At 48.4% G+C, this 22,103-nt stretch carries 19 protein-coding genes and 2 pseudogenes; 11 read left to right on the top strand and 10 right to left on the bottom strand.

From position 1 onward, the window contains the following. Positions 1-19: 19 nt before the first annotated feature. Together QGP82_RS04775 and QGP82_RS04770 are read left to right on the top strand one after the other, a co-directional pair. Positions 20-754 carry a pseudouridine synthase gene (locus QGP82_RS04775; protein ID WP_163669068.1) on the top strand — a complete coding sequence of 245 codons (735 nt, stop codon included), beginning with the start codon at positions 20-22 and terminating at the stop codon, positions 752-754. Positions 755-825: 71 nt separating this feature from the next. After that, on the top strand, positions 826-1,623 hold the full coding sequence (locus tag QGP82_RS04770) for a helix-turn-helix domain-containing protein (RefSeq protein WP_163669066.1): 798 nt from the start codon (positions 826-828) through the stop codon (positions 1,621-1,623). 28 nt (positions 1,624-1,651) lie between these two features. Here the strand turns inward: QGP82_RS04770 and QGP82_RS04765 are convergent, their stop codons facing one another. After that, a complete protein-coding gene (locus QGP82_RS04765) occupies positions 1,652-3,028 on the bottom strand; it encodes a sensor histidine kinase (RefSeq protein WP_163669064.1) in 1,377 nt (458 codons plus the stop codon). 169 nt (positions 3,029-3,197) lie between these two features. Here QGP82_RS04765 and QGP82_RS04760 point away from each other — a divergent pair, with 169 nt between their 5' ends. Next, entirely contained in the window at positions 3,198-4,589 is a 1,392-nt protein-coding gene (locus QGP82_RS04760) for an aldehyde dehydrogenase (protein ID WP_499057363.1), read from the top strand. A gap of 20 nt (positions 4,590-4,609) precedes the next feature. Continuing rightward, entirely contained in the window at positions 4,610-5,950 is a 1,341-nt protein-coding gene (gene gor, locus QGP82_RS04755; protein WP_163669060.1) for a glutathione-disulfide reductase, read from the top strand. Between the two features lie 78 nt (positions 5,951-6,028). Here gor and QGP82_RS04750 read toward each other — a convergent pair whose 3' ends face one another. Next, positions 6,029-7,411 (bottom strand): aminopeptidase P family protein, encoded by a 1,383-nt coding sequence (locus QGP82_RS04750; RefSeq protein WP_499057361.1) that lies wholly within the window; start codon positions 7,409-7,411, stop codon positions 6,029-6,031. 140 nt (positions 7,412-7,551) lie between these two features. Between QGP82_RS04750 and QGP82_RS04745 the strand changes: the two genes are divergently transcribed. Next, positions 7,552-8,769, top strand: coding sequence for a molybdopterin molybdotransferase MoeA (locus tag QGP82_RS04745; RefSeq protein WP_163669056.1), 1,218 nt, complete (start codon positions 7,552-7,554; stop codon positions 8,767-8,769). 190 nt (positions 8,770-8,959) lie between these two features. On the opposite strand, the gene QGP82_RS04740 is transcribed toward QGP82_RS04745, so the two are convergent. From QGP82_RS04740 to QGP82_RS04725, 4 genes and pseudogenes are all read right to left on the bottom strand, one after another. Further along, on the bottom strand, positions 8,960-9,478 hold the full coding sequence (locus QGP82_RS04740; protein ID WP_163669054.1) for an IS66 family transposase: 519 nt from the start codon (positions 9,476-9,478) through the stop codon (positions 8,960-8,962). Positions 9,479-9,483: 5 nt separating this feature from the next. Next, complete coding sequence (locus tag QGP82_RS04735) at positions 9,484-9,828, bottom strand: IS66 family transposase (protein WP_163669052.1); 345 nt, start codon at positions 9,826-9,828, stop codon at positions 9,484-9,486. A gap of 33 nt (positions 9,829-9,861) precedes the next feature. Then, positions 9,862-10,140 (bottom strand): annotated as a pseudogene (locus QGP82_RS04730) (integrase core domain-containing protein); the annotation flags it as partial. Positions 10,141-10,180: 40 nt separating this feature from the next. Further along, positions 10,181-11,254 carry an IS630 family transposase gene (locus tag QGP82_RS04725; RefSeq protein WP_499057358.1) on the bottom strand — a complete coding sequence of 358 codons (1,074 nt, stop codon included), beginning with the start codon at positions 11,252-11,254 and terminating at the stop codon, positions 10,181-10,183. A 148-nt stretch (positions 11,255-11,402) separates the two neighbouring features. Here QGP82_RS04725 and QGP82_RS04720 point away from each other — a divergent pair. Further along, positions 11,403-12,143 (top strand): annotated as a pseudogene (locus QGP82_RS04720) (IS701 family transposase); the annotation flags it as partial. Between the two features lie 10 nt (positions 12,144-12,153). On the opposite strand, the gene QGP82_RS04715 reads toward QGP82_RS04720, so the two are convergent. Further along, on the bottom strand, positions 12,154-13,173 hold the full coding sequence (locus QGP82_RS04715) for an IS701 family transposase (protein ID WP_499057356.1): 1,020 nt from the start codon (positions 13,171-13,173) through the stop codon (positions 12,154-12,156). A 774-nt stretch (positions 13,174-13,947) separates the two neighbouring features. On the opposite strand from QGP82_RS04715, the gene QGP82_RS04710 reads away from it, so the two are divergent. After that, entirely contained in the window at positions 13,948-14,742 is a 795-nt protein-coding gene (locus QGP82_RS04710; protein WP_163670995.1) for a hypothetical protein, read from the top strand. A 259-nt stretch (positions 14,743-15,001) separates the two neighbouring features. Here the strand turns inward: QGP82_RS04710 and QGP82_RS04705 are convergent, their stop codons facing one another. Beyond that, on the bottom strand, positions 15,002-15,205 hold the full coding sequence (locus QGP82_RS04705; RefSeq protein WP_163670993.1) for a hypothetical protein: 204 nt from the start codon (positions 15,203-15,205) through the stop codon (positions 15,002-15,004). Positions 15,206-15,231: 26 nt separating this feature from the next. On the opposite strand from QGP82_RS04705, the gene QGP82_RS04700 reads away from it, so the two are divergent. From QGP82_RS04700 to QGP82_RS04685, 4 genes are all read left to right on the top strand, one after another. After that, positions 15,232-16,080, top strand: coding sequence for a WD40 repeat domain-containing protein (locus QGP82_RS04700; protein ID WP_499057354.1), 849 nt, complete (start codon positions 15,232-15,234; stop codon positions 16,078-16,080). Positions 16,081-16,329: 249 nt separating this feature from the next. Next, positions 16,330-17,721 carry a hypothetical protein gene (locus QGP82_RS04695; RefSeq protein ID WP_163670989.1) on the top strand — a complete coding sequence of 464 codons (1,392 nt, stop codon included), beginning with the start codon at positions 16,330-16,332 and terminating at the stop codon, positions 17,719-17,721. A 52-nt stretch (positions 17,722-17,773) separates the two neighbouring features. Further along, positions 17,774-18,040, top strand: coding sequence for a hypothetical protein (locus QGP82_RS04690; RefSeq protein WP_163670987.1), 267 nt, complete (start codon positions 17,774-17,776; stop codon positions 18,038-18,040). Between the two features lie 180 nt (positions 18,041-18,220). Beyond that, the gene (locus QGP82_RS04685) at positions 18,221-20,263 is read left to right on the top strand and encodes a chromosome segregation ATPase (RefSeq protein ID WP_499057352.1); all 2,043 of its coding nucleotides are present in this window, start codon (positions 18,221-18,223) and stop codon (positions 20,261-20,263) included. A gap of 44 nt (positions 20,264-20,307) precedes the next feature. On the opposite strand, the gene QGP82_RS04680 is transcribed toward QGP82_RS04685, so the two are convergent. After that, entirely contained in the window at positions 20,308-21,216 is a 909-nt protein-coding gene (locus tag QGP82_RS04680) for a phosphodiesterase (protein WP_348918277.1), read from the bottom strand. After that, positions 21,167-21,970, bottom strand: coding sequence for a YmdB family metallophosphoesterase (locus QGP82_RS04675; RefSeq protein ID WP_163670984.1), 804 nt, complete (start codon positions 21,968-21,970; stop codon positions 21,167-21,169). Before QGP82_RS04675 ends, QGP82_RS04680 begins: the two co-directional genes overlap by 50 nt. Positions 21,971-22,103: the final 133 nt, after the last annotated feature.

The following is a 22,103-nucleotide window of genomic DNA, read 5'->3' as shown; positions in this document are numbered from 1 at the left end:
GCTGTTATTGTCTAAACACGTGTCATCCGACGAAAAACTTCAGAAGCTTCTGTCACAGTGGGGTGTGGCCTCACGACGTCAGTCGGAGTTGTTGATTTCTCAAGGGCATATCACCGTCAATGGTGTTAAGGCCCACATTGGTCAACGGGCCAATCCAGCGGTGGATGATATTCGGATTGATGGCCGTTCTCTCAAACCAGACAATCGTCCAAAGAATCACTATGTGCTGCTAAATAAGCCTCGGGGCGTAGTTTCCACCTGCGATGATCCCCAAGGTCGCAAAACGGTGATTGATTTGCTTCCCCAGGAACTACGTCAAGGCGATGTTCGTTTACATCCTGTAGGTCGTCTAGATACGGATTCTACTGGGGCACTGTTACTCACCAACCATGGCCAACTGACTCAAACCTTGACCCATCCCCGGCACCATATTTCCAAAACCTATCGGGTGAGGGTACAAGGTTCTCCCAATCAGGCCAGTTTAGACCAGTGGCGTCTTGGTGTGAATTTAGCAGGCAAAATGACCGCGCCTGCAGAGGTTAGGGTGTTGCACCCTAACGCCCCTACGTTGCTAGAGATTGTTTTGCGTGAAGGTCGTAATCGTCAGATTCGTCGTGTTGCTGAGCAATTAGGTCATCCTGTCATTAGTCTTCATCGCAGTGCCATTGGTTTTATCTGTCTAGGAGATTTACCGTTGGGGCATTGTCGTCACCTAACATCAGAAGAGACTAAGAAACTCTTGAGTCTTCTCTGATTCACCATTTCCAACAACGTATGCTTGGATCACGTCAGTGTGGTTAAATTGTTAAGAAACATTTTGAACTTATGAAACGGCAAGGCTACACGAGTAAACCGCAGCATGAGCAGTTATTGGCCATAGGGTCTATGCTACGTGATGCTCGTGTTGCAAGTGGTCAGACGCTAGACGAAGTGGCCGGTAAAGTTTTAGTTCGTTCCAGGCTGTTAATGGCCCTAGAAGAAGCTCAAACATCTGAGCTGCCTGAGCCTATCTATATTCGTGGTTTAATCCGACGCTACGCGGATGTGTTGGGTCTTGACGGTAAGGCTCTATCTCAGAACTATGTGGCAATGCCTGCCCTGAAAGGAGGGGGTCGTAACTGGTCCCATGAGTCTGTCCAGCTGCGTCCCTATCACTTGTATGCTGCCTACGTGGCCCTAATTGCAATCTCAGTCAGCGGCTTGTCATACCTCATGCAGCGTGCAATTCCGCAAAATGCCGCTGAGCCCATTGTGGATTCTGCCACTGCTGAACAGTTAGCTCCTCGACAAGCTGCGCCCACGGCACCTGCTCAAGTGTCACCTGAGCAGGCCGAGACAACGCCGGCTCCTAAAGAGCCAATTGTGGTAGATGTCGAGTTCGTTCAACAGTCTTGGGTACGCGTGACGGCTGATGGCGATGAGGCGTATGAAGGGATTTTGCAGGAGGGAGCTGAACGTTCCTGGACGGCTCAAGAGTCTCTGACTATTCGTGCCGGTAACGCAGGGGGCGTGGTTTTGACCTACAACCAAGGAACGGCCAAACCCATGGGTAAACCTGGCACCGTCGTTGAACAAACGTTTACTCCCAGCACACCGGGTGAGCTAGCCAGTTTAGTCTGGTAGTAGCATGCCCCTACTGGGTTATCCATGGTTAATCGGGTTTAATGAATTCGGATTTTATATGACAAGGCAGCGTTGCCGTTACCGTTGTTCCTTGTCCAGTCTGGCTCTCTAGCTGGATGCGGCCTTGGTGGTTAGTGATGATGGCTTTTGCGATCGCTAATCCCAACCCCGAGCCTGCTCCATCACGACGGCTGCGGGCCTTATCCACCCGATAAAACCGGTCAAACACTTGGGGCTGTAGTTCTTTTGAGATCCCAATACCGGTATCGCATACGGTTACTTTGGATGCCTCTTGGCCTTGCCATTGAGTAGTGGCTAGAGTGACGGTCACCTTCCCCTCGGGGGTGTACTGGATAGCATTGCTAATCAGGTTCGTAAATAGGCGAATCAACTGGTCGCGATCGCCAGGCATGGACACCTCAGATGGCATGGGATTATAAATCAAATCTAACCCCTGCCCCTGAGCTACGAGAGACTGTTCTTCAATCACGTCTAATAGCAGTTTATTAAGGTCCAGGTGCTCCCACTGCATCGGTATTAGCCCCCCATCCTGTCGAGCCAGAAACAGCAGGTTGTCGACTAGGCGACCCAAGCGCCGGGTCAACCGTTCTACCACCTGTAGCTGACTGTGCTGAAACTCCACATCCGGCTCAGGATCCGCCAGCGCCACCTGCACATTGGTTTGGATGACGGCAATGGGATTGCGTAGTTCGTGGGAGGCATCCGCCGTAAACTGCTTGAGCTGCTGATAGGACTGGCGTACCGGGGCCATGGCTAGCCCCGACAGGAGCCAGCCAATGGTGCCAGTGGCCACCATGACCAGCCCAGACCAAACACTGAGATCGATTACCAACTGACGGCTGGGTTTGCTCACCTCAAACCAGGGATGACTAACCCGCAAATAGCCCAGTACCTGGTTGTTGATCTGCACTCGGCGGCTAATTTGCCGGAGTACCTGATCGGTATCCTCGCCATCGTTCTGACCATTGTTTGAACGATGTCTAAGATGCACCGTTTCCCCAGCAGCATTTACCTGAAGTGGCAGGTTGCTAGGGACTGACAGGGTACTCCACTGTAGTTGACCGTTGGGGCCAAACCATTCAATGTCAATGTGGTCGTCTTCTAGGGTCTGGGCATTATCGCGAAAGCTATCTTCCACATTCACCTGTAGGGGAGCTTGCCCTTTAACACCTGCAGCGGTCAGCACCCGACCTGAGGATGGTGCTGCGGCTTCGATCACCAATGAGCGCTGCACCACCTCTACCACATGATTTAGGGTGTCATCTACCCGCTCCACCAGCGTATTGCGCACATAGAAGTACACGCCGCTGGCAAAAAGGATCAGCAGAATACCGGTGATGGCCGTGTACCACAGCGCCAAACGGCGGCGGGTGGTCTGGAACATGGGAGATTGTGTCAATGAAAAACCTCAGGATTAAAATGACAGCAGCAGGATGATTCTGTTTTAAGCCTGACAGAAAACATGCTTAACAGAAGCTGGTCAGATAAGTGAGTTCACGACATCATAGATTGTGTAACACTCTAAACTTTTGCTCCATCTGCCCTACTGAACTATGACAGCTCAGCTGACAAAATCTTTTCCCATTCCCATTGCCCTTGAGCAGCAGCGAGCTTTCTTTGCTTCGGGGCAGACTAAACCTTTAGAGTTTCGTCTGGCTCAGCTGGCCAAACTCAAGCAGGCTATTATTGACCGTCAATCAGATATTGTAGCTGCGGCCAAGGCTGATTTAGGACGACCTGAGTTTGAAGCTTATTTTGAAATCGCCACCCTTTCAGAAATTAACCTGGCGCTCAAAAAACTCAAACGTTGGATGAAGCCCAAGCGAGTCAAGTCAACGCTGGAGAACTTTCCGTCGTCGGCATGGGTACAGCCTGATCCGTTAGGCGTAGTCCTGATTATTGGTCCCTGGAACTATCCGTTCCAGCTGATGGTATCGCCGCTAGTGGGTGCGATCGCAGCTGGAAACTGTGCCATTCTGAAGCCATCTGAGCATGCCCCCCATACAGCCAACGTTGTTTCCGACCTGATTGTCAATACCTTTGACCCCAGCTATGTCACTGTATTTGAAGGAGATGCCAGCGTCAGTCAGCAGCTACTGGCCGAAAAGTTTGACCACATCTTCTTTACGGGTGGCACTGCCATTGGTCGCATCATCATGGCAGCTGCGGCGAAGCACCTCACGCCTGTAACCCTGGAGTTAGGCGGCAAAAGCCCCTGCATTATTGATGCCGATATCAACCTTGACCATGCCGCTAAGCGGATTGCCTGGGGCAAGTTTATCAATGCTGGCCAAACCTGTATTGCTCCTGACTACCTGCTGATTGACCGCACCGTCAAAGATGCATTTTTAGCCAAACTCACAGCAGCGATTCGTGAATTCTTTGGTGATGACCCGTCCCAGAGTGCTGACTTAAGTCGTATTATTAACCAGCGGCAGTTTGACCGATTAACCGCTCTCCTCGATAGCGGTGATGTGCTTATTGGGGGGCAAACGGATGCTGGCACTCGCTACATGGCTCCCACCGTGTTGAATAACGTCACTTGGGAGTCTCCAGTGATGGAGGATGAAATTTTTGGTCCCATTCTACCGATATTAACCTACGACCAATTTGACCAGGCCCTGGCTCAAATTAATGCTCGCCCCAAGCCTTTAGCCCTTTATCTCTTCTCTCGGGATCAGGCTAAACAACAACAGGTATTAACCGGCACGTCATCCGGGGGCGTTTGTCTCAACGATACGGTGTTGCATATTGGTGTTCCCGATCTACCTTTTGGAGGTGTGGGACAAAGCGGTATGGGTAGCTATCATGGCAAAGCCACGTTTGATACCTTTTCCCACTACAAGAGTGTTCTCAAAAAGACATTTTTGTTTGATTTAGACTGGCGTTATGCGCCCTACAAGCCAGCTAAGCTAGCCCAGATTAAAAAGCTTGTTACCCGGTAATTACAGAGGAAAACCTACCTATGGCCTATGATTTTGACCTGTTTGCGATTGGTGCTGGTTCCGGTGGCATTGCGACCGCTAGACGGGCTGCCCAGTATGGGGCAAAGGTCGCAGTGGCAGAATTTGATCGCTTGGGCGGCACCTGTGTAAACCGGGGGTGTGTGCCCAAAAAGCTCATGGTGTACGCCTCTCATTTTGCCAGCCATGTGCAAGAGGCCGCAGGCTATGGTTGGACGTTTGAGCCAGGTAAATTTGACTGGTCTCGCATGCTTACAGCCGTCAACGACGAAGTCACTCGGCTAAATGTCATCTATCAACGCATGATTGACAATGCGGAGGTGACTCTCTTTAAGGGCCATGCCCGAATTATGGATCCCCATACGATTGAGGTGGCAGGACAAACAATCACAGCGGAGAAAATTTTGATTGCCGTTGGCGGCAAGCCCAGTAAACCCAACATTCCGGGGATTGAGCTGGCCATCACCTCCGATGAGATTTTCCACTTAGCGCAGCAGCCCAAACGCATGGTGATCTTTGGCGGTGGCTACATTGGCTGTGAGTTTGCCTGTGTCCTCAATGCTTTGGGAACAGAAGTCACCCAAATTATTCGACGCGATAAGATTTTGCGAGGCTTTGATGAAGATATTCGCACCGAGGTCCAAGATGCCATGCTGCGCCACGGCATCCGCATTATTAATGATGAGCTGGTTAGCCTTGAGAAAACCAATGAGGGACTTCAGGTTAATCTCAAAAATAACAACCTGGTATTGACTGATGTTGTTGGTCTTTCTGCCCTGGGGCGTATCCCTCGACTAGAGAATCTGGGTTTGGAAAATACTCGGGTAGAGGTGAAAAATGGAGCCATTGTTGTCGATGCCCATAGCCAGACAGCAGAATCCAATATCTATGCCGTAGGAGATTGCACAGACCGCATTAATCTCACGCCTGTCGCCATTAATGAGGGGCGGGTGTTTGCCGATACCCACTACGGTGGCAAACGTCGGGTAATGAGCCATGAAAATGTCCCTTCAGCCGTATTCACTACACCAGAGGTGGCCACGGTGGGTATGACTGAAACCGAGGCCATGGAGAAATATGGCGAAGTCGCCATTCGGGTGTATCGGTCCCGATTCAGACCGATGTACTATACCCTGCCTAAGCTAGAAGAAAAAACGCTTATGAAACTGATTGTGCATGTGCAGACTGATAAGGTTCTGGGGGCACATATGGTGGGTGATGCTGCCGCTGAGATTATTCAAGGGGTGGCGGTGGCGGTCAAAATGGGGGCAACGAAAGCAGATTTTGATGCCACCGTAGGGATTCACCCGAGCTCGGCAGAAGAGTTTGTCACCATGCGGTAAACAAGTGAATACGGGAAATCGTATTCCTAGTGTAGGGATGTTCCATGGAATGTCCCTACACCAGGAACAATTAACCCCCTAATTTATGATTAGTGCCTCGATATCCTTAGCGTGTGTTGGTAGATCTTTTGTGATGACCTCACAGCCATTTTCGGTCATCAGCACATCATCTTCGATGCGGATACCTCTGACATCACTAAACTGGGCTAGGCGGTCCCAGTTGACGATGTGGGCATAGCGATCGCAATTGCCCTTATCCTCCAAAATGCCCGGCACCTGATAAAAACCAGGTTCAATGGTCACGGCCATGCCCGTCTGTAAAGGCCGATCAAGACGCAGAAAGCCGAGGCCAAAACGGTCACTACGACTACGACCGCTGGCATACCCTGCCAGATCACCCAAATCTTCCATATCATGCACATCTAACCCCAACAGATGACCGACACCGTGGGGAAAGAACAACGCGTGGGCATCTTGTTCCACCAGGTCATCAGGCTGGCCGATGAGAATACCAAGGTCTACCAAACCCGCTGCCAGAGTTCGACAGGCCAAGAGATGCAACTCCCGATATTCCACGCCAGGTTTGGCCGCCTCAATGCAAGCATCATGGGCTGCCAAAACCACATCATAAAGGTCCCGTTGAGTCGATGAAAATTTGCCACCAGCAGGCCAGGTACGGGTAATGTCTGACGCCCAACCCGCCTTGGTTTCTGCCCCCACATCCGCCAACACTAAATCGTTTTCCCCTAGGGCATAGTGGTAATGGTTGTTGTGGAGAACTTCACCATGGACCGTCACAATACTGTTATAAGCACAGGCCATGCCATGGGCCATGATCACCTGTTCCATAGCTGCCCGAACATGGGCCTCAGTCAGGTTTTTTCCCAGTTTTGTTGCCGCCATGCCTGCCCTGTGGGCTGCGACTGAAACCCCTGCGGCACGACGCATCTCATCCAGGGCATAGTCATCGTGACACATGCGTAATTGCACAATAGCCTGGAGTAACGCCAGATCTTGATCCTGAGATTGTTTGGCGATAGGAATCGAGCGATTTAAAAGTTGTTCCTGGTGCACCGCTGTGGCATTATCTTGTACCTTGAGAGTAGCCACCTGATCGCCCACAAAATGTTTTAAGTCTTCTAGGGGCAGGGCTTTGCCAGCACCAATTTTATGGGCCAACTCAGTGCGACTAGGGCTAGGACCATGCCATAGTGCTTCAGCCGGTGTCGCCTCATCCATAAATAACGTTAAGTGCCCATCTGCCATATGAATGACCGCATTTTCCAAGGGCAGCCCTGCAAAATAAAGAAAGTGACTGCTAGGTCGAAACGGATGGGTGTTAGCCGGAAAGTTGCGTGGCGTTGCTTGCCCCGACCAGAGTAAGACCGGGTTATCCAGGTGCTTTGCCAATTGCTGGCGACGGTGTTCAAGGGATTTTGCAAGGCTGGAAGCGAAGGGCATGTTAGAAAACAGAAACGATCAATCCGAAGGGTAGGCAACGCCCACTCTCCTATCGTAACCGGAGCCTTTGATATGGTTAGGTATGACTGATACGGAGTCTGAATCAAAATTCAAAGAATCAAAATTTAAAATTAAAGCCTATGGTGCCTGCAAACGATGCGGAAAAGTTGATCCTAGACCTGGTAACCCCTGTGGAGGCTTTAGAAACAGCGTCTTTAGGGGACTGTTTAGGACGAGTTTTAGGCCAACCCATAAGTAGTCAGCTGGATTTTCCCCATTGGGATAACTCAGCCATGGATGGCTATGCGGTGCGGTACGACGATGTAAAAACAGTACCCGCCACATTGACCGTTGTAGAGGAAATTCCGGCGGGACAGGTGCCTAAATGCGAGCTACAGACGGGGGAAGCAGCTCGCATCTTTACTGGGGGCATGGTGCCCACGGGTGCCGATACCATTGTGATTCAAGAAAATACCCAGCGTCAGGGACCGCAGGTAACTGTATTGACCGCTCCTTCAGCCCAGGCTTTTATCCGTAAGCAAGGTAGCTTTTATCAGGCAGGGGCAGAGTTATTAAAGCCTGGCATCAAAATTGGAGCTGCTGAAATAGCCGTGCTGGCGGCAGCGCAGTGTGTGTCAGTGCCTGTGTATCGACGCCCCCGTGTGGCAATTTTATCCACCGGAGATGAGTTAGTTGATGTAAACCACCCCTTAGCACCTGGGCAAATTGTGGATTCTAATCGCTATGCCTTGGCAGCTTTGATCGCTCAAGCAGGTGCGGTGCCTGTGCCGTTAGGAATTGTGCCAGACCAAAAGGCAGCCACGCGGCAGGCCATTGCTGATGCCCTCAATCAAGCGGATGTCGTGATTTCATCCGGTGGCGTGTCTGTGGGTGACTATGACTATGTGGACCAAATTTTGACTGAATTAGGGGCGACTATCCACATTCGTTCGGTGGCCGTAAAGCCTGGCAAACCCCTGACGGTGGCTACGTTTGGGCGTGGGAAGAATCAGCAACTTTATTTTGGCTTACCGGGTAATCCGGTCTCATCGCTGGTCAGTTTTTGGCGATTTGTACAACCAGCCCTGCGTAAGCTTTCTGGTCTTGAGACCCGTTGGTCACCGACCTTTGTATCGGCAAAGACAGACGATGATCTTAAGGCCGGTGGTAAACGGGAGACCTATCTGTGGGGACATTTATACCTAGGGCAGGATGGCTATCGATTTATCCTGGCGGCTGGTGGCCACAGTTCTGGAAATCTAGTCAACCTCAGTCAGACCAGTGGATTAGTGCGAATTCCGTTAGGAGAAACAATGATTCAGGCTGGTAGTGAGGTTAGGGTACTTATGGTCAGGTAAGTTCGTTAAATGACTGTATAACTCTATCCCTCTCACATTCAGGTTGGGTATATTAAGATATTGCTTGTGTGAATTAGTGCTTTACCATGAATCCTTTTCAGGATGCATTTATTTCCTATGGTCGTGTTGACAGTAAAATCTTTGCGAGGGAACTCTACGAACGGCTAGTTGAACAAAATCGTAACCGTCCCTAGTATTGCTGTTGTGGCAGTAAGGAAGGGGGCTCTTTTCCAGTCCGTGCAGCTAAGCAGGCAAGAGCAAGGAAATCGAGAATATTTCGCCCCTGCGCCTTGAGCGAAGTGGTCACTGTCATCACCCGTACGACAAACTGACTTCCCCGTTGAGATTGAGCACCAAAACTGGCTTTCCTCCAAATCACCGCTGCTCGCAAGGCTCGTTCAGCCGAATTATTCGCCGGTTCCACTCCGATTGTTGAAACAAAGGTCCACAGAGCCGGTTCAACCGTGAGCAACCGTCGGCAGGTTCTGACTGTTTTGGCTAAGGGTGACTGCTCGTCAGAGGCAATTGGCAGTGCGGCGGCTTCGTCTAACGTTGTTTTGAACCCATGTCGTAGATGGGCGACCTGACAGATAAACTGCTCACGAGATAAGGTGCCATCCCGAACCCGATGCCACCAGCGAAATAACCAACGCTGACGACGCAACAGAGCCTCTCCAATTTCATGGGATGCCCCCATCCGCTCAGCCATAGCTGTTAAATCTCATTTGAGATGTGCCCAACACACTTGTCGTTGCTCCAGTGCAATCCAACCATAGGCACTATATAGCGGTCAGAGGTGACAATCCCTCGATAGGATTCACCAATCAACTCCTTAGCAGTCTTTTGAGACCGACTCAGAACTACTTGAAAAAAGCTCACCAGCGGGGTTACCAAACCCCACAGGAAACCTTTCGTCTGCTTCGGATTGCGACCATCACGGTTTCCTTGAGGAAAACTTGTTTCATCGGTGTGGAGCACGGACTGAGCCTGAACATACGCCTTGGCAGTGGTCACCGGATCACTGAGGGCCTCGCTCATCTCATTACGCAAGCGACCCACACTGATCTTCTCCCAAAGTAGTAGACAGTAAACTTAAGCTGCGATGGACTGTCTTAGAGAGAGCCAGTACTTATCCTCAAATTGAACAAGGGAGAGAAAATCAATGGTTGAATGAATCCGTTGTCGATTATAGAAAACCTCAATCCACTCAGCGATTACGGTTTTAGCCTCAGCTTGGTCAGAGAAAATCTGAGAATGCACTAACTCTGTTTTAAGCGTACCAAAAAAACTCTCTGCAACAGCATTATCCCAACAATTTGCACGACGACTCATACTACATTGAATGCCTGCCGTTTGCAAAGCCTTTTGATAAGTAGCCAAGGGTAAAAAGATGCATGTATGTAACGCACTTTTAAGAAGCTAGCTTTGACGGGAATCGAAATCGTTCTGCTTCATAGCCTCCAGCCTCAGCTCTAGCATCAACCCCATCCATCACGGCATAGGCTAGATCGATTTCATGGTCGAACATTTGGCCTTTTAATTCATGAGTTTTGAGTTGATGCCACTCGGTTTCAATCGGATTCAACTCCGAACAGTATTTGGGCAGAAAGAAGAAATAAAGGCCTTGGGCCTCCCATTCGGTCCATTTTGCCTTCACCTTTTTGCAGGTATGAACCGGTCCATTGTCTTGAACAACCACTCGAATTCGTCCGGTCTTATCGAATTGTTGTTTGGCTTGACGCGCTTGGTCATCCATCACAGTGATATAACGGTCTCCATCAAAACTTCCGACGACCAAACCATAGACAAAACTGACCAACGGCTGGAGGAGCCCCAAAATACTAATCCGTTTGCCTCTGCGTTTTGTTTGTTCAAGACGTTTCTGTTCACCTCGAAAGAAATAGCTGTATTCCACAGGCATCCAAAGACAACAGCCCGATTCATCGAGGAGGTAATAGAGATCAATCTCTCCGAGGGCCGCTGACCATTGCAGCATATCCAGATCCGCAAGTTTGGTCGCTTTCTCAACCGGATCTTGTTTGCCACGGTGGCTATGGCGAGTTCGCTTCCAAATCACCCCCCTTTTTTGCAGGAGTTGTCTGAGATGATCAGCACTCAAGGTCACATTGCGTTCTGTTTTCAATTTCTCGGCTAACTGATGGCTATTATAGGTGCGTTGCTCGTCACGTAAGCAATTTTCAAGATACTCCATATCTTCTGGTTGCCAACGGCGTTGGGCACCAGGACGAGGGGCATCCCACAGTCCACCTAACCCCTGCTCTTGCCATCGATGAAGTGTCTCTCGCACGGTCCGAACATTCCACTTGAAAAACGCCGCTATTTTTTCGACATACATCCCTTGATGGCTTAAACGGACTACTTCTGCACGATCTTTAACCCGCTGAGGAACCGTCGTTGCTGTGCGAAGTTCAAATAACGTGCGATCTTCTTCAGGACTCAGAAACACTCGTAATCGGGCACCCATCCCGTAAAGCCCCTTTGCGATAGAATCAACTGCTTTATTCAACTTCACATAGCTGATTTTTTCAAGACTGACCTACTTAGCGCTCTTTAATGACTCTGGCAGTATAAAATAGGGGTAACTATCGACCCAAGGTGGTCAAACCGTACTCATGGTGACGCCCCGAGCTGCCCAACCTACCGTCAAATTTATTGATGACTACTGCGAGTCCTATCGAGACCTGTTTGCTGAAGTCAGAAGTTTTGAAGCCTTCAAACATTTACATGTGGGTCTGATTTCAGAGGTTAAACGAAAATCTTTACCGGCTATCGCTAAAGTTGTTGGTTTGCCTAATTCACAGTCATTACAACAATTTATATGTGAGTCTCCTTGGTCTAGCCAAACCTTCTGCCAGCGAAGATTAATGCTCATTCTCAAAGTTATCGCTGGCAGAAAAGTCACACTGATTATCGATGAAACGGGCGACCGTAAAAAAGGCACCTCTACCGATTATGTAAAACGACAATACATCGGTAATTTGGGCAAGGTCGAAAATGGAATTGTCGCTGTAAGTGCTTATGGGCTGTTGGATGATATTACGTTTCCACTTGCCTTTGAGGTGTATAAACCCAAAGAGCGACTCAAACCTACAGACCGTTATCAGACTAAACCAGAGATCGCCGCTGCCATGATTCGAGAGTTATGTGCGTTAGGCTTTAAATTTGATTTGGTTTTAGCCGATAGTCTATATGGCGAAAGCGGCAGTAATTTTGTGCGAGTTCTGCAAGAACTGAAGATACCTTATGTCCTCGCTATCCGTTCTAATCATGGCGTTTGGTGACCCAAAGAACAACGAGTTCGCCACAACCGTTGGCGAGAGTATATCCGTACGTTCTCGGATGGAAAAACAGAGAAACTAGGACTTACGCAGCAGCGAACTGAATATCAGGGTTTCTGAGTTGTTGAACCAGATAATTGTCAAGCAACCCACGTTTGAGCTGGTAAAGTGTCTGACCTGTTTGGATCGCTAATTGATTGAGCCTGACCCAGACCAACAGCGCACACCCAATGTGGTTGCGCTGAATTCTGGCAAGCCGACACTGACAGTGTTCCAAGCCCGTGGTCTGTTTTCCCTCTCGGTGTAACTGCTCAATGCGCCAACGGTAGCTACACGCTTCTTGTGTCGCCGCTGTTGACTCTTGAGTCCAATCGTTGGTGACGATATAGTCCGTGCGGCGGGTAGACGCCTCAACCCGGAACAGTCTCACCTTATGGTCTTTGGGAAATCCTCTAAGCTTAATGACTTTACCTGTGGATAGTTCGGTCTCGTTCCAGTTCAAACTGTCTACACGTTCATAAGAACCTTGTCCTCCTGAATCATCTACTTTGCGATTTGACTTGAGTGGGCAGTAATAGACTTTATCAAGCGATTCGATGAGTAACAACAACGCCTTGGCCGCATACCAACTGTCCATCAGGACGGCATGAAAAGGTAATTGCTTGTGATACACGAGATTTATTAGCATCTCGCTAACATGGTCAAGTTTACTCTTGCCATCGCCATCGGGGTCATAGATTCGGTAATCAATCAACCAGAACTGATCGCTGTTGGGATTGACATAGATGCAGCTGACTACACCGATGCCTTTAATCACTTGTTTGGCATTACCACTGTATTGTCGACGCACCAAATCGATCGAGAACGAATGCCGTTTGTCGAGAACCGTGTCGTCAAAGAGCACATAGCCATAGATATCTGCCTCGACTTGCGATTGTGTGTTCTCCCAGACCAATCGAGGGGTAATGCGTTCTCGTTTTAAGTATCGATTAATGGTGTCATGGGTCCAGGCTTCGCTATGGTCAGCAAAATTGGTCAGCGTATAGTTGACTTGGCTGATCAGGAGATATTGGCAGTCATCAAGTCGGCTGAACGGTTTCCTCATGCCCTTGATCTTATCGATTTCCCCTGTATTAAGCTATGACTAACTTCCTTTTTCTGATCTGCTTTGCGTAAGTCCTATTGGTATTAACAGTCACACTTTACAGGACTATTTCATTCTCAAGGAAGGCTTACGTTTTGATAAAGCCGATGTAAGTAGGGCTTGCTGAAAAAGTAATCAGTGCTTTAACAGCAAGGAATTTGACCGATTTTTCAAAAAGCTAGTGCAAGGTCGAAATCGCTGAAACCATTGATTTTCCGTAAAATTCTGTTATTTAACCTTGCACCTAACTGAGCCTTTTGAGGCTGAAAGCCTTATCCAGATTCGATTCCGATTTATTCAGCAAGCCCTAAGTAGAGAAGCGGAATTGAACGTAGCGGTGAAAGTATGCTGAAGCAGCTCTTACTTCGGTTGTTTTAGCTATGTCAATGCGGTTGTGCATCAGAAGACTGTAGGATAGGTCGCGAAGTCATGCCGGTAGTCGCAATAGGGACAGTCCATAACACTTCATAGGTATCATCTCTTTTTGTGACGCGTCACACGCTTTTTTGATTCACAAGCTATGATCATAGTAAAGGTATTAACTCCTGATATGAAGTGACAATGTTCTCTATCTCAAGAGAGGACAACGACTAGAGCCTGTTGTGAAATTTCCTAAAACCTTTATTTTGCGTATCAAGGAATGGTATTTGACTGACTTTTAGAGCACGCCCTGATGGTCTCCATATCCTTAATAAGGGTAAGGTTTGCCCAGTCGGGAATTTAATTGAAGTAATCATGATTTCAAAGGAAAATAATTCTTCCTACTCTATTAGTATCAATACCAGTCCCGCAGTAGATTTCTGCATCTGGGTATTAGAGATAGATGGTTTGAATGTAGCCCCTTTTGATAAGCATTCTGATGGAAATGGAAGTCTCCGAGAAACTGGTATGACTTGCCATAGTTGGCAATCGTGGTTAAACGAGATTGTAGTCTTAAGAGATCCTCGCTTGAGTTGGCAAGTGCCATCTCTTCAGACAGAAATAAATAAAAAAGTTGCTACTGATATGGAAATGATTCCTAGGATTCTGGAGATGAATCCCAACATAAGTCCATCTTCAATAAGTGTGCAGAGTCTGGAAGCAAGACACAGGAAACTTTTAGAATGGCAAGAGTCTCAACATCAAATTGCTCTAAATTCAATACCTCAACTGCTTGGAAGATCTAATCTGCCTGAAAGACCCTCAAATCCTGTAGAGTATTGGCGTCATGACGTTGATGTAAAGCTATTGCTTGAGAAGCTATGGTTAGAATACAATTCACGCATTTTTTTTGAACGCAGAGAAACATGTAGATTAGTAGAAAGGGTATTGCAAGAAAGTGGCAATGCATTACAAAATGCATTGCAGCCATACTTGTCTAGTCTCCCTGTGCTAAATTTCAACATCGTTAACTATGTTGAGCCAGTGGAGTATATTGTTCCTCCAATCTCAGCATTAATTGGAGATAAACCTAGTTCAAATAATAACGATGACCTTTTACAGAGAATAGTCTATTTGGCCAGAAATTTAGCTGAGTTCCAACCAAGCTAAATAACGGCTGTACAGGTAGATAGCCTGATTGACTGGCAAAAGTTGTGTCGTCGTGTATCGCTGAGATACTTGTCAGCGGGTCAACAGAGGTCAACAAGGGGGAGCCAGCATTCTAGAATCAGATACGACTCAAAACTCAAGAATGCTGTGACAAAAACTCCCACCTCCACCATGCCTTGATGAGTTGGTTGGCTCAAGGTGACAACTGGTTGCATCTGAGCCAACTGACCACGGGGCTGTGGATGGTGGCAGCTTTGATTCAGGCCGGTGAAGTCAACCTGACGTGTTGGACTCCTGCCTTCCCCAGGGGCGCTAGCAAAGACGCGTCAGACGATGGCTCGGCAATAGCCAGATTAACGTCCACCGACTCTACAAATCCATCATCCAAGCAGTGCTCGCCGATTGGCAGGAAGATAGGTTCTACCTCAGTTTGGATACCTCGCTGCTTTGGGACGAGTACCATTTGGACGAGATCAAACGGGTAAAGTCATGTTGGTTACGGCGAACGATGACAATACCCTTAACCTGTGGGATACCGAGGGAAAACTGCTCAGAACCCTGAAAGGTCATAAGGATGATGTGATTGATGCCAAGTTTAGTCCTGATAACGAGTTTTTGGTTTCCATTAGTGCTGACCGTACCGCTAAGCTGTGGCAGCTGACTCGTTCTAATGCACTCAAAACACTTACCCTAGACTTTGGAGATATAGAGTCCTGGCAACCAATCTCAGACCTTATTAACTTTAGCCCTGAGGGCAAGGTACTTACTACGATTAAAGTGGACAGAAGTGATGAAGAAGAGTCTTCTATTCAACTCTGGCGTATGGATGGGACGCCGATTAAACAACTAGCCACTGTCCGTGATATATATTCTCAGCGCTCCTTCTTTAGTGAGGACGGCAAAAGGCTAGTTGTGCTTGGCGATAATGTCACTACCCTATTTCAGAGTAACGGTAAGCCCATCAAGCAATTGTTAGACACTGATCGGTCAGTGCAGGTAATGTTGAGCCCCGATAGTCAATGGGTGGTCACGGCGGAGCGTAATGGCCCGGTGATTCTCTGGCAGGCGGAAACGGGTATTCGAGTCGTTACCCTTGCAGACGTTAGCAAAGGCACGGCAAATATTAGCTTTAGCCCCGATAGCAGTCTGATTACCACATCTGACAAAAAAGGAACTGTCAAGCTGTGGACTGTTGACGGTTCTCTAATCAAAAGCTTTCCAACTGGCGGTGAAAATAGCCCTACCCAGGTTGTTTTTAGTCCAGATAGTCAACTGTTTTTGACTGTTGTTAATCCTTCGGACTACGGCAGTGACAGTTATGGTCCTATCAGTCTCTGACAGCGAGATGGCACTCCCATCAGTAATGCTTTAATTAAAAAAACTGATCATACGACCCTACGCCAAGAGCGCCACAGACTGACAACAGAATTTAGCGCCGATAGTCAAACCTTAGTCACCCATTTCAGCAAGGGGAATACGAGTGGTCCCATTCAGCTTTGGAGAATTGATGGCACTTTAATTAAAGACTTAGTTCCCAAAACCGACGCTACCAATAACTTTCAAATGTCTCCAGCAGGCTCAACAATAGTGACTTACCAAAATGAAGGCCCCGTTGTTCTCTGGAAAACTGATGGCACCAAAATTAGCGAACTTACAGACAAAGGCCAGGATTATCAATTGGTAAACTTTAGTCCTGATGGTCAAATGCTAGCCCTTTTATCTCAAGCAGCTCTGCAACTCTGGGATGCGACCACTGGCAAACTGATTACAGAATTTGAGCATTCAGCGGCCTTCAAAACCCTGGCCTTCAGCTCTGACAGCCAACGGTTGGCCGTAAGTACTACCGATAGCCTAGTTCACATATGGAAGCAAACTGAGCCCCAGCTTTTTGCTACCTTAGCGGGTCATACCAACCAGGTGGATTTTTTAGAGTTTAGTTTTGACAACCAGCAACTGTTCACCGTCAGTAAAAATGAGACCGTAATTCGTCGTTTAAAAGAACTGAAAGACTTAGAGACATTGACCGATCGTGCCTGTAAACAGGTGCAGGCCTACTTAGTTACCCACCCCGAAAAGTTAGAAAAGTTGGAAATTTGTCAGAACGATGCGATTAAAACGGCGGCGGCTCCAGCTTGGGAACGGCGAGGAAAAAGTTTAATGGCCGAGGGCAATGAAGAGGACGCACTCAAAGCATTTCGTAAAGCCGATCGCTGGCAGAAATTGGAGCTAACCCCCGAAGAGAAGGCCCAAAAGGCTAGCTTGATTAATCAAGGGAAAGAATTAGCTGCTAAAGGTGAGGTTACAGCCGCAGTTTCTAAATATGATCAGGCCCTAAAGTTGGATCCTATGGATGCCAGTCTAAATTTTGAATCAGAACTACGGACTAATGAGCTGGCTGCTGAAGCATTGATTAAAGAAGGAGACGACTTGATTGCGGCAAACAACATGTCAGCAGCCGTTGAGAAATTCGAACAAGCCCTGGAGTTATCCCCTGATAGCTTAAAAACAGAAGCAGACCTATACGCGAATCAAAAAATGGCATCGCTACTCTTAGATAAGGCTCGAAATCTTATGTGGGATGGTGATGAAGCTGAGATTTCGGACTCGCTTGACCTTCACGCTGAAGCAGTTAGCCTCGACCCCGACATAACTGTGACTTATTTCGACTATATAGACTTTTGCGCTAGTGGTAGCATTTATGGCCTTGCAGAAAAAGTACTAGGGCTTTGCGAGCATGCAGTAAAACTTACTCCAGATTTTCAGAAACATTGGCCAAGATCTTTTCGGGGCTTGGCTAGGGCGCAAATCGGGGATACAAATGGAGCCTTGTCAGACTGGGAATTTGTTCTCAAGAGCGAAGATGCTCTAGACGACTATCCTGAGTATTTTAATAACGCTTCAGACTGGGTGGAAACCCTACAAAAGGGCGAAAATCCATTTACCCCTGAAGTTCTAGCCGAATTGAAACGATTGTGGTGAATCTGCTTGAGTTTGAATCATATCAAAACTTGTAAAATCAGCATTACAAAAAATGTCAGGTCTGGGCCATGGCGGCTCGCCGACGTTTGTAACGGCCACAGCCGACAGTGAACTCAAGGCAGGGGTAAACGGAAAACCCTTTTGTGGGGGGCTTTCCCTAGATGTTGACGGCTATCGATTTACCCTGGCGAAAGGAGGACATAGTTCTGGAAACTTAATTAATCTGAGTCGCACCAATGGCTTAGGCAGGGTGCCGCTTGGGGAAACCCTGATTCAGGCAGGCAGCACAATTAAAGCCATGGTTTTAGGTGATGTGTAATCTTCTTAAGCAATTGTCTTGATAAGATGCTCAGGGGACGAACAGTGTAGACAGGGCAAGTAAGACATGGTGTCTTTGTCCTTTAAGTTGGATCACTTTAGCGAATAGCGTATACACTACTGAGTCATTGCGCTAAAGTATCGCCATATTCAGCGTATTCTTTCTCTGGCTGATCTGTTTATGAGCTCCAAACGCAATCGTCGCCGCCCGTCTAAGCCTATTTCTGTGCCCCGCAGTCGGCCTCAGCGTATGCCAGTGCCGCCTACTCGTCCGGCACCCTCTCCGTCCTATGCAGGGGGATCTCCTGTAGATGCGGCTCCTGCTGAGACTGCATCCCGGCCATCTGACTTAAAGGGAATGGTGGTTTTTAGATGGGTTGGTAGCTGGCAGTTTCTATTGCTAACGACCTTGATGATTCTGGCAGGCAGTTTGGCCTTTGCGGTAACTAGCTTGTTTCGGATGCCGAACCTGCCCAACTGCCGAGCGATTTTTTGGCCCACGGCGTCGGCAGCCATGCGCTTGCAGTGTGCTGAATCCTATGCAAATCAGGGAAGCGTGGATTTCTTGTTAGAGGCCATTGCCCTGGTTGAAAGGCTACCGGATGATCATCCGCTGCGGGCTGAGATCAATGCCAAGGTGGAAACCTGGTCCAGTGAAATTCTAGAAAGGGCTGACGATCTATTTCATCAGGGAGAGCTTGAAGCTGCGATCGCAACCGCCAATAAAATTCCGGCCAATACAGCAGCAGCAGATCAGGTTGAAACAAATGTTCGTCGCTGGCAGAGGGTCTGGGGAGAAGGCTCAGAAGTCTTTGAAAACGCCAAAGAAAAGCTAGTTGATGGCAATTTCAAAGAGGCGTTTCGCCTATCAGTTTTGTTATTAGATGTCAACAATGACTATTGGTCAGACACCAAATATACCGAGCTGACTAAGCTTATTGCCATGGCGCGGGAAGATAGTCGTAAGCTCGGCAAAATTAAACGCCTCGCCGATAAGGGAACGGTCAAAGGCTTTCAAGATGCCTTGAAACTCCTGGCTTCCATCAAGCCTGAGAGCGTGCTCCATGATGAAGCAAAGGCTGTGAAAAAGACTATCGCTAAGGACATGCTACGGTTGGCTGAGAGATTCTTAGCTCGTCAGCAGCTACCCCAGGCCGAAGAAATTTTAGGGGCAATTCCTAGAAATGAAGGGTTAGATCAGGAAATTGCTGATTTTCAGGTCTTTACAGAAGCCTATCGGCGCGCTTGGAGTGGTGATGCCCTGGGGTTAGATTCTGCCATTACCCGCTTACAAAGTTTAGGCAAAGATCGGCCACTCTATGATCGAGCCCAGACGTTGATCGGTCAGTGGCGTTCCGAGATTAAGGCCCTGGCCCAATTGGATATTGCTCGTCAAATTGCGGCCCAGGGGAATATCAATGATCTGCGTTCAGCCATTGTTGAAGCCAATCAGGTTAATCGCGATAATCCTCGCTGGGATGAGGTTTCCGACCAGATTGGCCAATGGGAAGATCGGGTGGAAACAGCGGAAGATTTACCCATTTTGAATCGGGCTGACCAGCTAGCAGCTGTGGGCACCCCTCAAGCACTGCGCCAGGCAATTCAGGAAGCTCGTAGAATTGAGTCTGGTCGAGCCCTGACGGATGATGCTAAAAAGCGCATTGACGGTTGGCAAGGACGGATTGAAGCCATTGAAGATCGGCCCCTGATGGATCAAGCCCGTCGGCTGGCGGCAACGGGAAATTTGTCGGGTGCGATCGCAACCGCATCTCGTATTTCTCCAGGACGTTCTCTCTACCAAGAAGTCCAAAACGATTTAGCAGTCTGGCGTGACCAGCAACAAAACCAAACCCTGATGCAGGAAGCCAAAAGTATTGCCCGTTCTGGCGCTGCCAATGACCTGGCCCGTGCCATTGTTACGGCTAACCAAATTCCTGTCAGTAGCAGCCAATATACGGATGCGCTGCAACAAATCAACCGCTGGAGTTGGGATCTCTTAAATCTGGCCGACAGTGAATCTCGCAGTAATTTAGATCGTGCCATTAAGCTGGCTACGCAAATTCCCTCTCAGGCCGAAGCGTATACGACTGCTCAAGCAAGAATTCAGACTTGGCAAGCGGCGAATCAACCGCAAGAAACAGACGTCATCGAGTGGACTGAATCAGAGGCTGCACCTGTGTTTTTAGAAATGGATGAGACTGTTGACGCTCAATCTTTTAGATAATAACATCTGAGAAAAGATGAGAAGCCATTCGCGGGATAGAATCGCTAGATAACTGGCGCATTTCTACGTTTTTTGGGATCAGAAAATGGGAAAGGACCCGTAAACTCCCCCACATAAACCGTGTGGGACACCAAAATATCTTGATGCCATAGGTGTAGCTGGTAAGCAGCAGGTTCCATGACAAAGGTTCCTGCTGCGTCAGGTTGGAGATCGAGAACGACCTGGTGAACCAGACTGGACTGGGTGCTAGCGGTGGTCCCGGCCCACTGGCAATGAATACTACGGTGCAGATGACCACAGCTCACACGCACAATCTGGGGATGGTGGCGGATGAGATTTTCCAGCTCTGTACGTCCCTCCAAACCGATATTGTCCATCATGGTAATGCCCGTCGGAAACGGCGGGTGATGCATAAAGAGAATGGTGGACTTGGTGGTATCAGCGTTGAGTTGAGCCTCTAACCAGGCGAGACGGCCAGCATCCACCAGACCACTTCCCTTACCAGGAATAGTAGTATCTAGCAAAATCATCCGTACTGGATAGTCTTCTAGGGTGTAACTCAAATGCCCTAGATGATGATGGGGTAAATACGTATGATGACTAAATACTTGTTTTAAAGATTCTCGGCAGTCGTGGTTTCCTGGTAACAAATAGATGGGGGCATTGAGCTGCGAGAGAATGATTTTTAGTTGTTCGTATTCAGCTTCCGTGCCTTGATGAACTAAATCTCCTGTGGCAATGACTAAATCGGGTTGAGGGTTCAAGTCGTTGATATGGGTAATGGCATTGGCCACCAGGGCATTGGTATCCACCACACCGTAGGCGCGATCATCAGCTACTTGGACATGGAGATCACTAATTTGGGCAATGAGAGTCATATTAAGTCGTGGGTTATGCAACACATCATAGGAGATCGCCAGGCCAGTTGCGATCGCACAACCTAACAATTTCACCACTCTGATTATCAAAAATCACCGCTCCTAGCTGCAACGGTCCTGGTGCCAGATCAAAATCTACAGGTGCATCCGGCTGATTTTCCTTAGACAGGAAATATCGATTGCCCATGCCCAATACTCCACCCGTAGGTCCATTCATACCCACATCGGTCACAAAGAAAGTCTTCTGGGGTAGACGATATAGATTTAACGTCGGTTCGTGGGTGTGGGTGCCCATTATGGCCATCACCTGACCGTCTAAAACGCGGGCCAGAGACCATTTTTCAATGGGAGTATTGGCGTGGTAATCGATAATAATTAAACTGTTTTCTGAAAATGTTTGAGCCTGAAAATAGTCAAACGGTCGCTGGGTGTGATAGCGCTTCCCAGCGGCAGTATCGCCAATCAGGTTCACAACGGTGACTAGTTCCCCGCTCACCTCCAGGGTGATATGCCCACGTCCGGGTAAATCATTGGTCACGTTTCCGGGGCGCACTATTTTTGGATGAGCCATCACAGCATCGGTATTAGGCGCATCCCAGGAGTGATTCCCCCCGGTCAGCACATCTACCCCTGCCTCGGTTAAGCGAGTGATCACATCTAGAGAGATACCGAACCCACCCCAGAGATCCTCCGGATGACTAACAATGGCATTTTCCATATTGGCAATAACCAAATCAATGGAGTGCTCTTGTCGCCAGCGGGGGATATCGGTGACTAATTGGTCAACTGCCTGTTCACCAACAATATCACCAAAAAATAATACACGCATTTTCAGACAATATAAGAAAAGGAGAAGCCGCATGGACGACATCTCAGGTGAGGAGACAATCTGGCTTCCCCTAAAGAGTAAGAGTATGTGAGAGTAAGAAAGAATAGATGTCTCCCTGTCTGAGAGACATCTA

The sequence above is a fragment of the Leptothoe sp. LEGE 181152 genome, from assembly GCF_032906605.1.
Taxonomy (GTDB): domain Bacteria; phylum Cyanobacteriota; class Cyanobacteriia; order Phormidesmidales; family Phormidesmidaceae; genus Leptothoe; species Leptothoe turfae.
The sequence above is the reverse complement of the archived record's forward strand: the minus strand, read 5'-3'. Positions and strand labels throughout refer to the sequence as shown.

Bases quoted from the DNA above. Each gene is read 5' to 3' on its own strand.
- QGP82_RS04770 (WP_163669066.1), top strand. From the start codon at position 826: ATGAAACGGCAAGGCTACACGAGTAAACCGCAGCATGAGCAGTTATTG.
- QGP82_RS04765 (WP_163669064.1), bottom strand. From the start codon at position 3,028: ATGTTCCAGACCACCCGCCGCCGTTTGGCGCTGTGGTACACGGCCATC.
- QGP82_RS04760 (WP_499057363.1), top strand. From the start codon at position 3,198: ATGACAGCTCAGCTGACAAAATCTTTTCCCATTCCCATTGCCCTTGAG.
- gor (WP_163669060.1), top strand. From the start codon at position 4,610: ATGGCCTATGATTTTGACCTGTTTGCGATTGGTGCTGGTTCCGGTGGC.
- QGP82_RS04750 (WP_499057361.1), bottom strand. From the start codon at position 7,411: ATGCCCTTCGCTTCCAGCCTTGCAAAATCCCTTGAACACCGTCGCCAG.
- QGP82_RS04745 (WP_163669056.1), top strand. From the start codon at position 7,552: ATGGTGCCTGCAAACGATGCGGAAAAGTTGATCCTAGACCTGGTAACC.
- QGP82_RS04740 (WP_163669054.1), bottom strand. From the start codon at position 9,478: ATGGCTGAGCGGATGGGGGCATCCCATGAAATTGGAGAGGCTCTGTTG.
- QGP82_RS04725 (WP_499057358.1), bottom strand. From the start codon at position 11,254: ATGGGTGCCCGATTACGAGTGTTTCTGAGTCCTGAAGAAGATCGCACG.
- QGP82_RS04715 (WP_499057356.1), bottom strand. From the start codon at position 13,173: ATGAGGAAACCGTTCAGCCGACTTGATGACTGCCAATATCTCCTGATC.
- QGP82_RS04710 (WP_163670995.1), top strand. From the start codon at position 13,948: ATGATTTCAAAGGAAAATAATTCTTCCTACTCTATTAGTATCAATACC.
- QGP82_RS04705 (WP_163670993.1), bottom strand. From the start codon at position 15,205: ATGGTACTCGTCCCAAAGCAGCGAGGTATCCAAACTGAGGTAGAACCT.
- QGP82_RS04700 (WP_499057354.1), top strand. From the start codon at position 15,232: ATGTTGGTTACGGCGAACGATGACAATACCCTTAACCTGTGGGATACC.
- QGP82_RS04690 (WP_163670987.1), top strand. From the start codon at position 17,774: ATGTCAGGTCTGGGCCATGGCGGCTCGCCGACGTTTGTAACGGCCACA.
- QGP82_RS04685 (WP_499057352.1), top strand. From the start codon at position 18,221: ATGAGCTCCAAACGCAATCGTCGCCGCCCGTCTAAGCCTATTTCTGTG.
- QGP82_RS04675 (WP_163670984.1), bottom strand. From the start codon at position 21,970: ATGCGTGTATTATTTTTTGGTGATATTGTTGGTGAACAGGCAGTTGAC.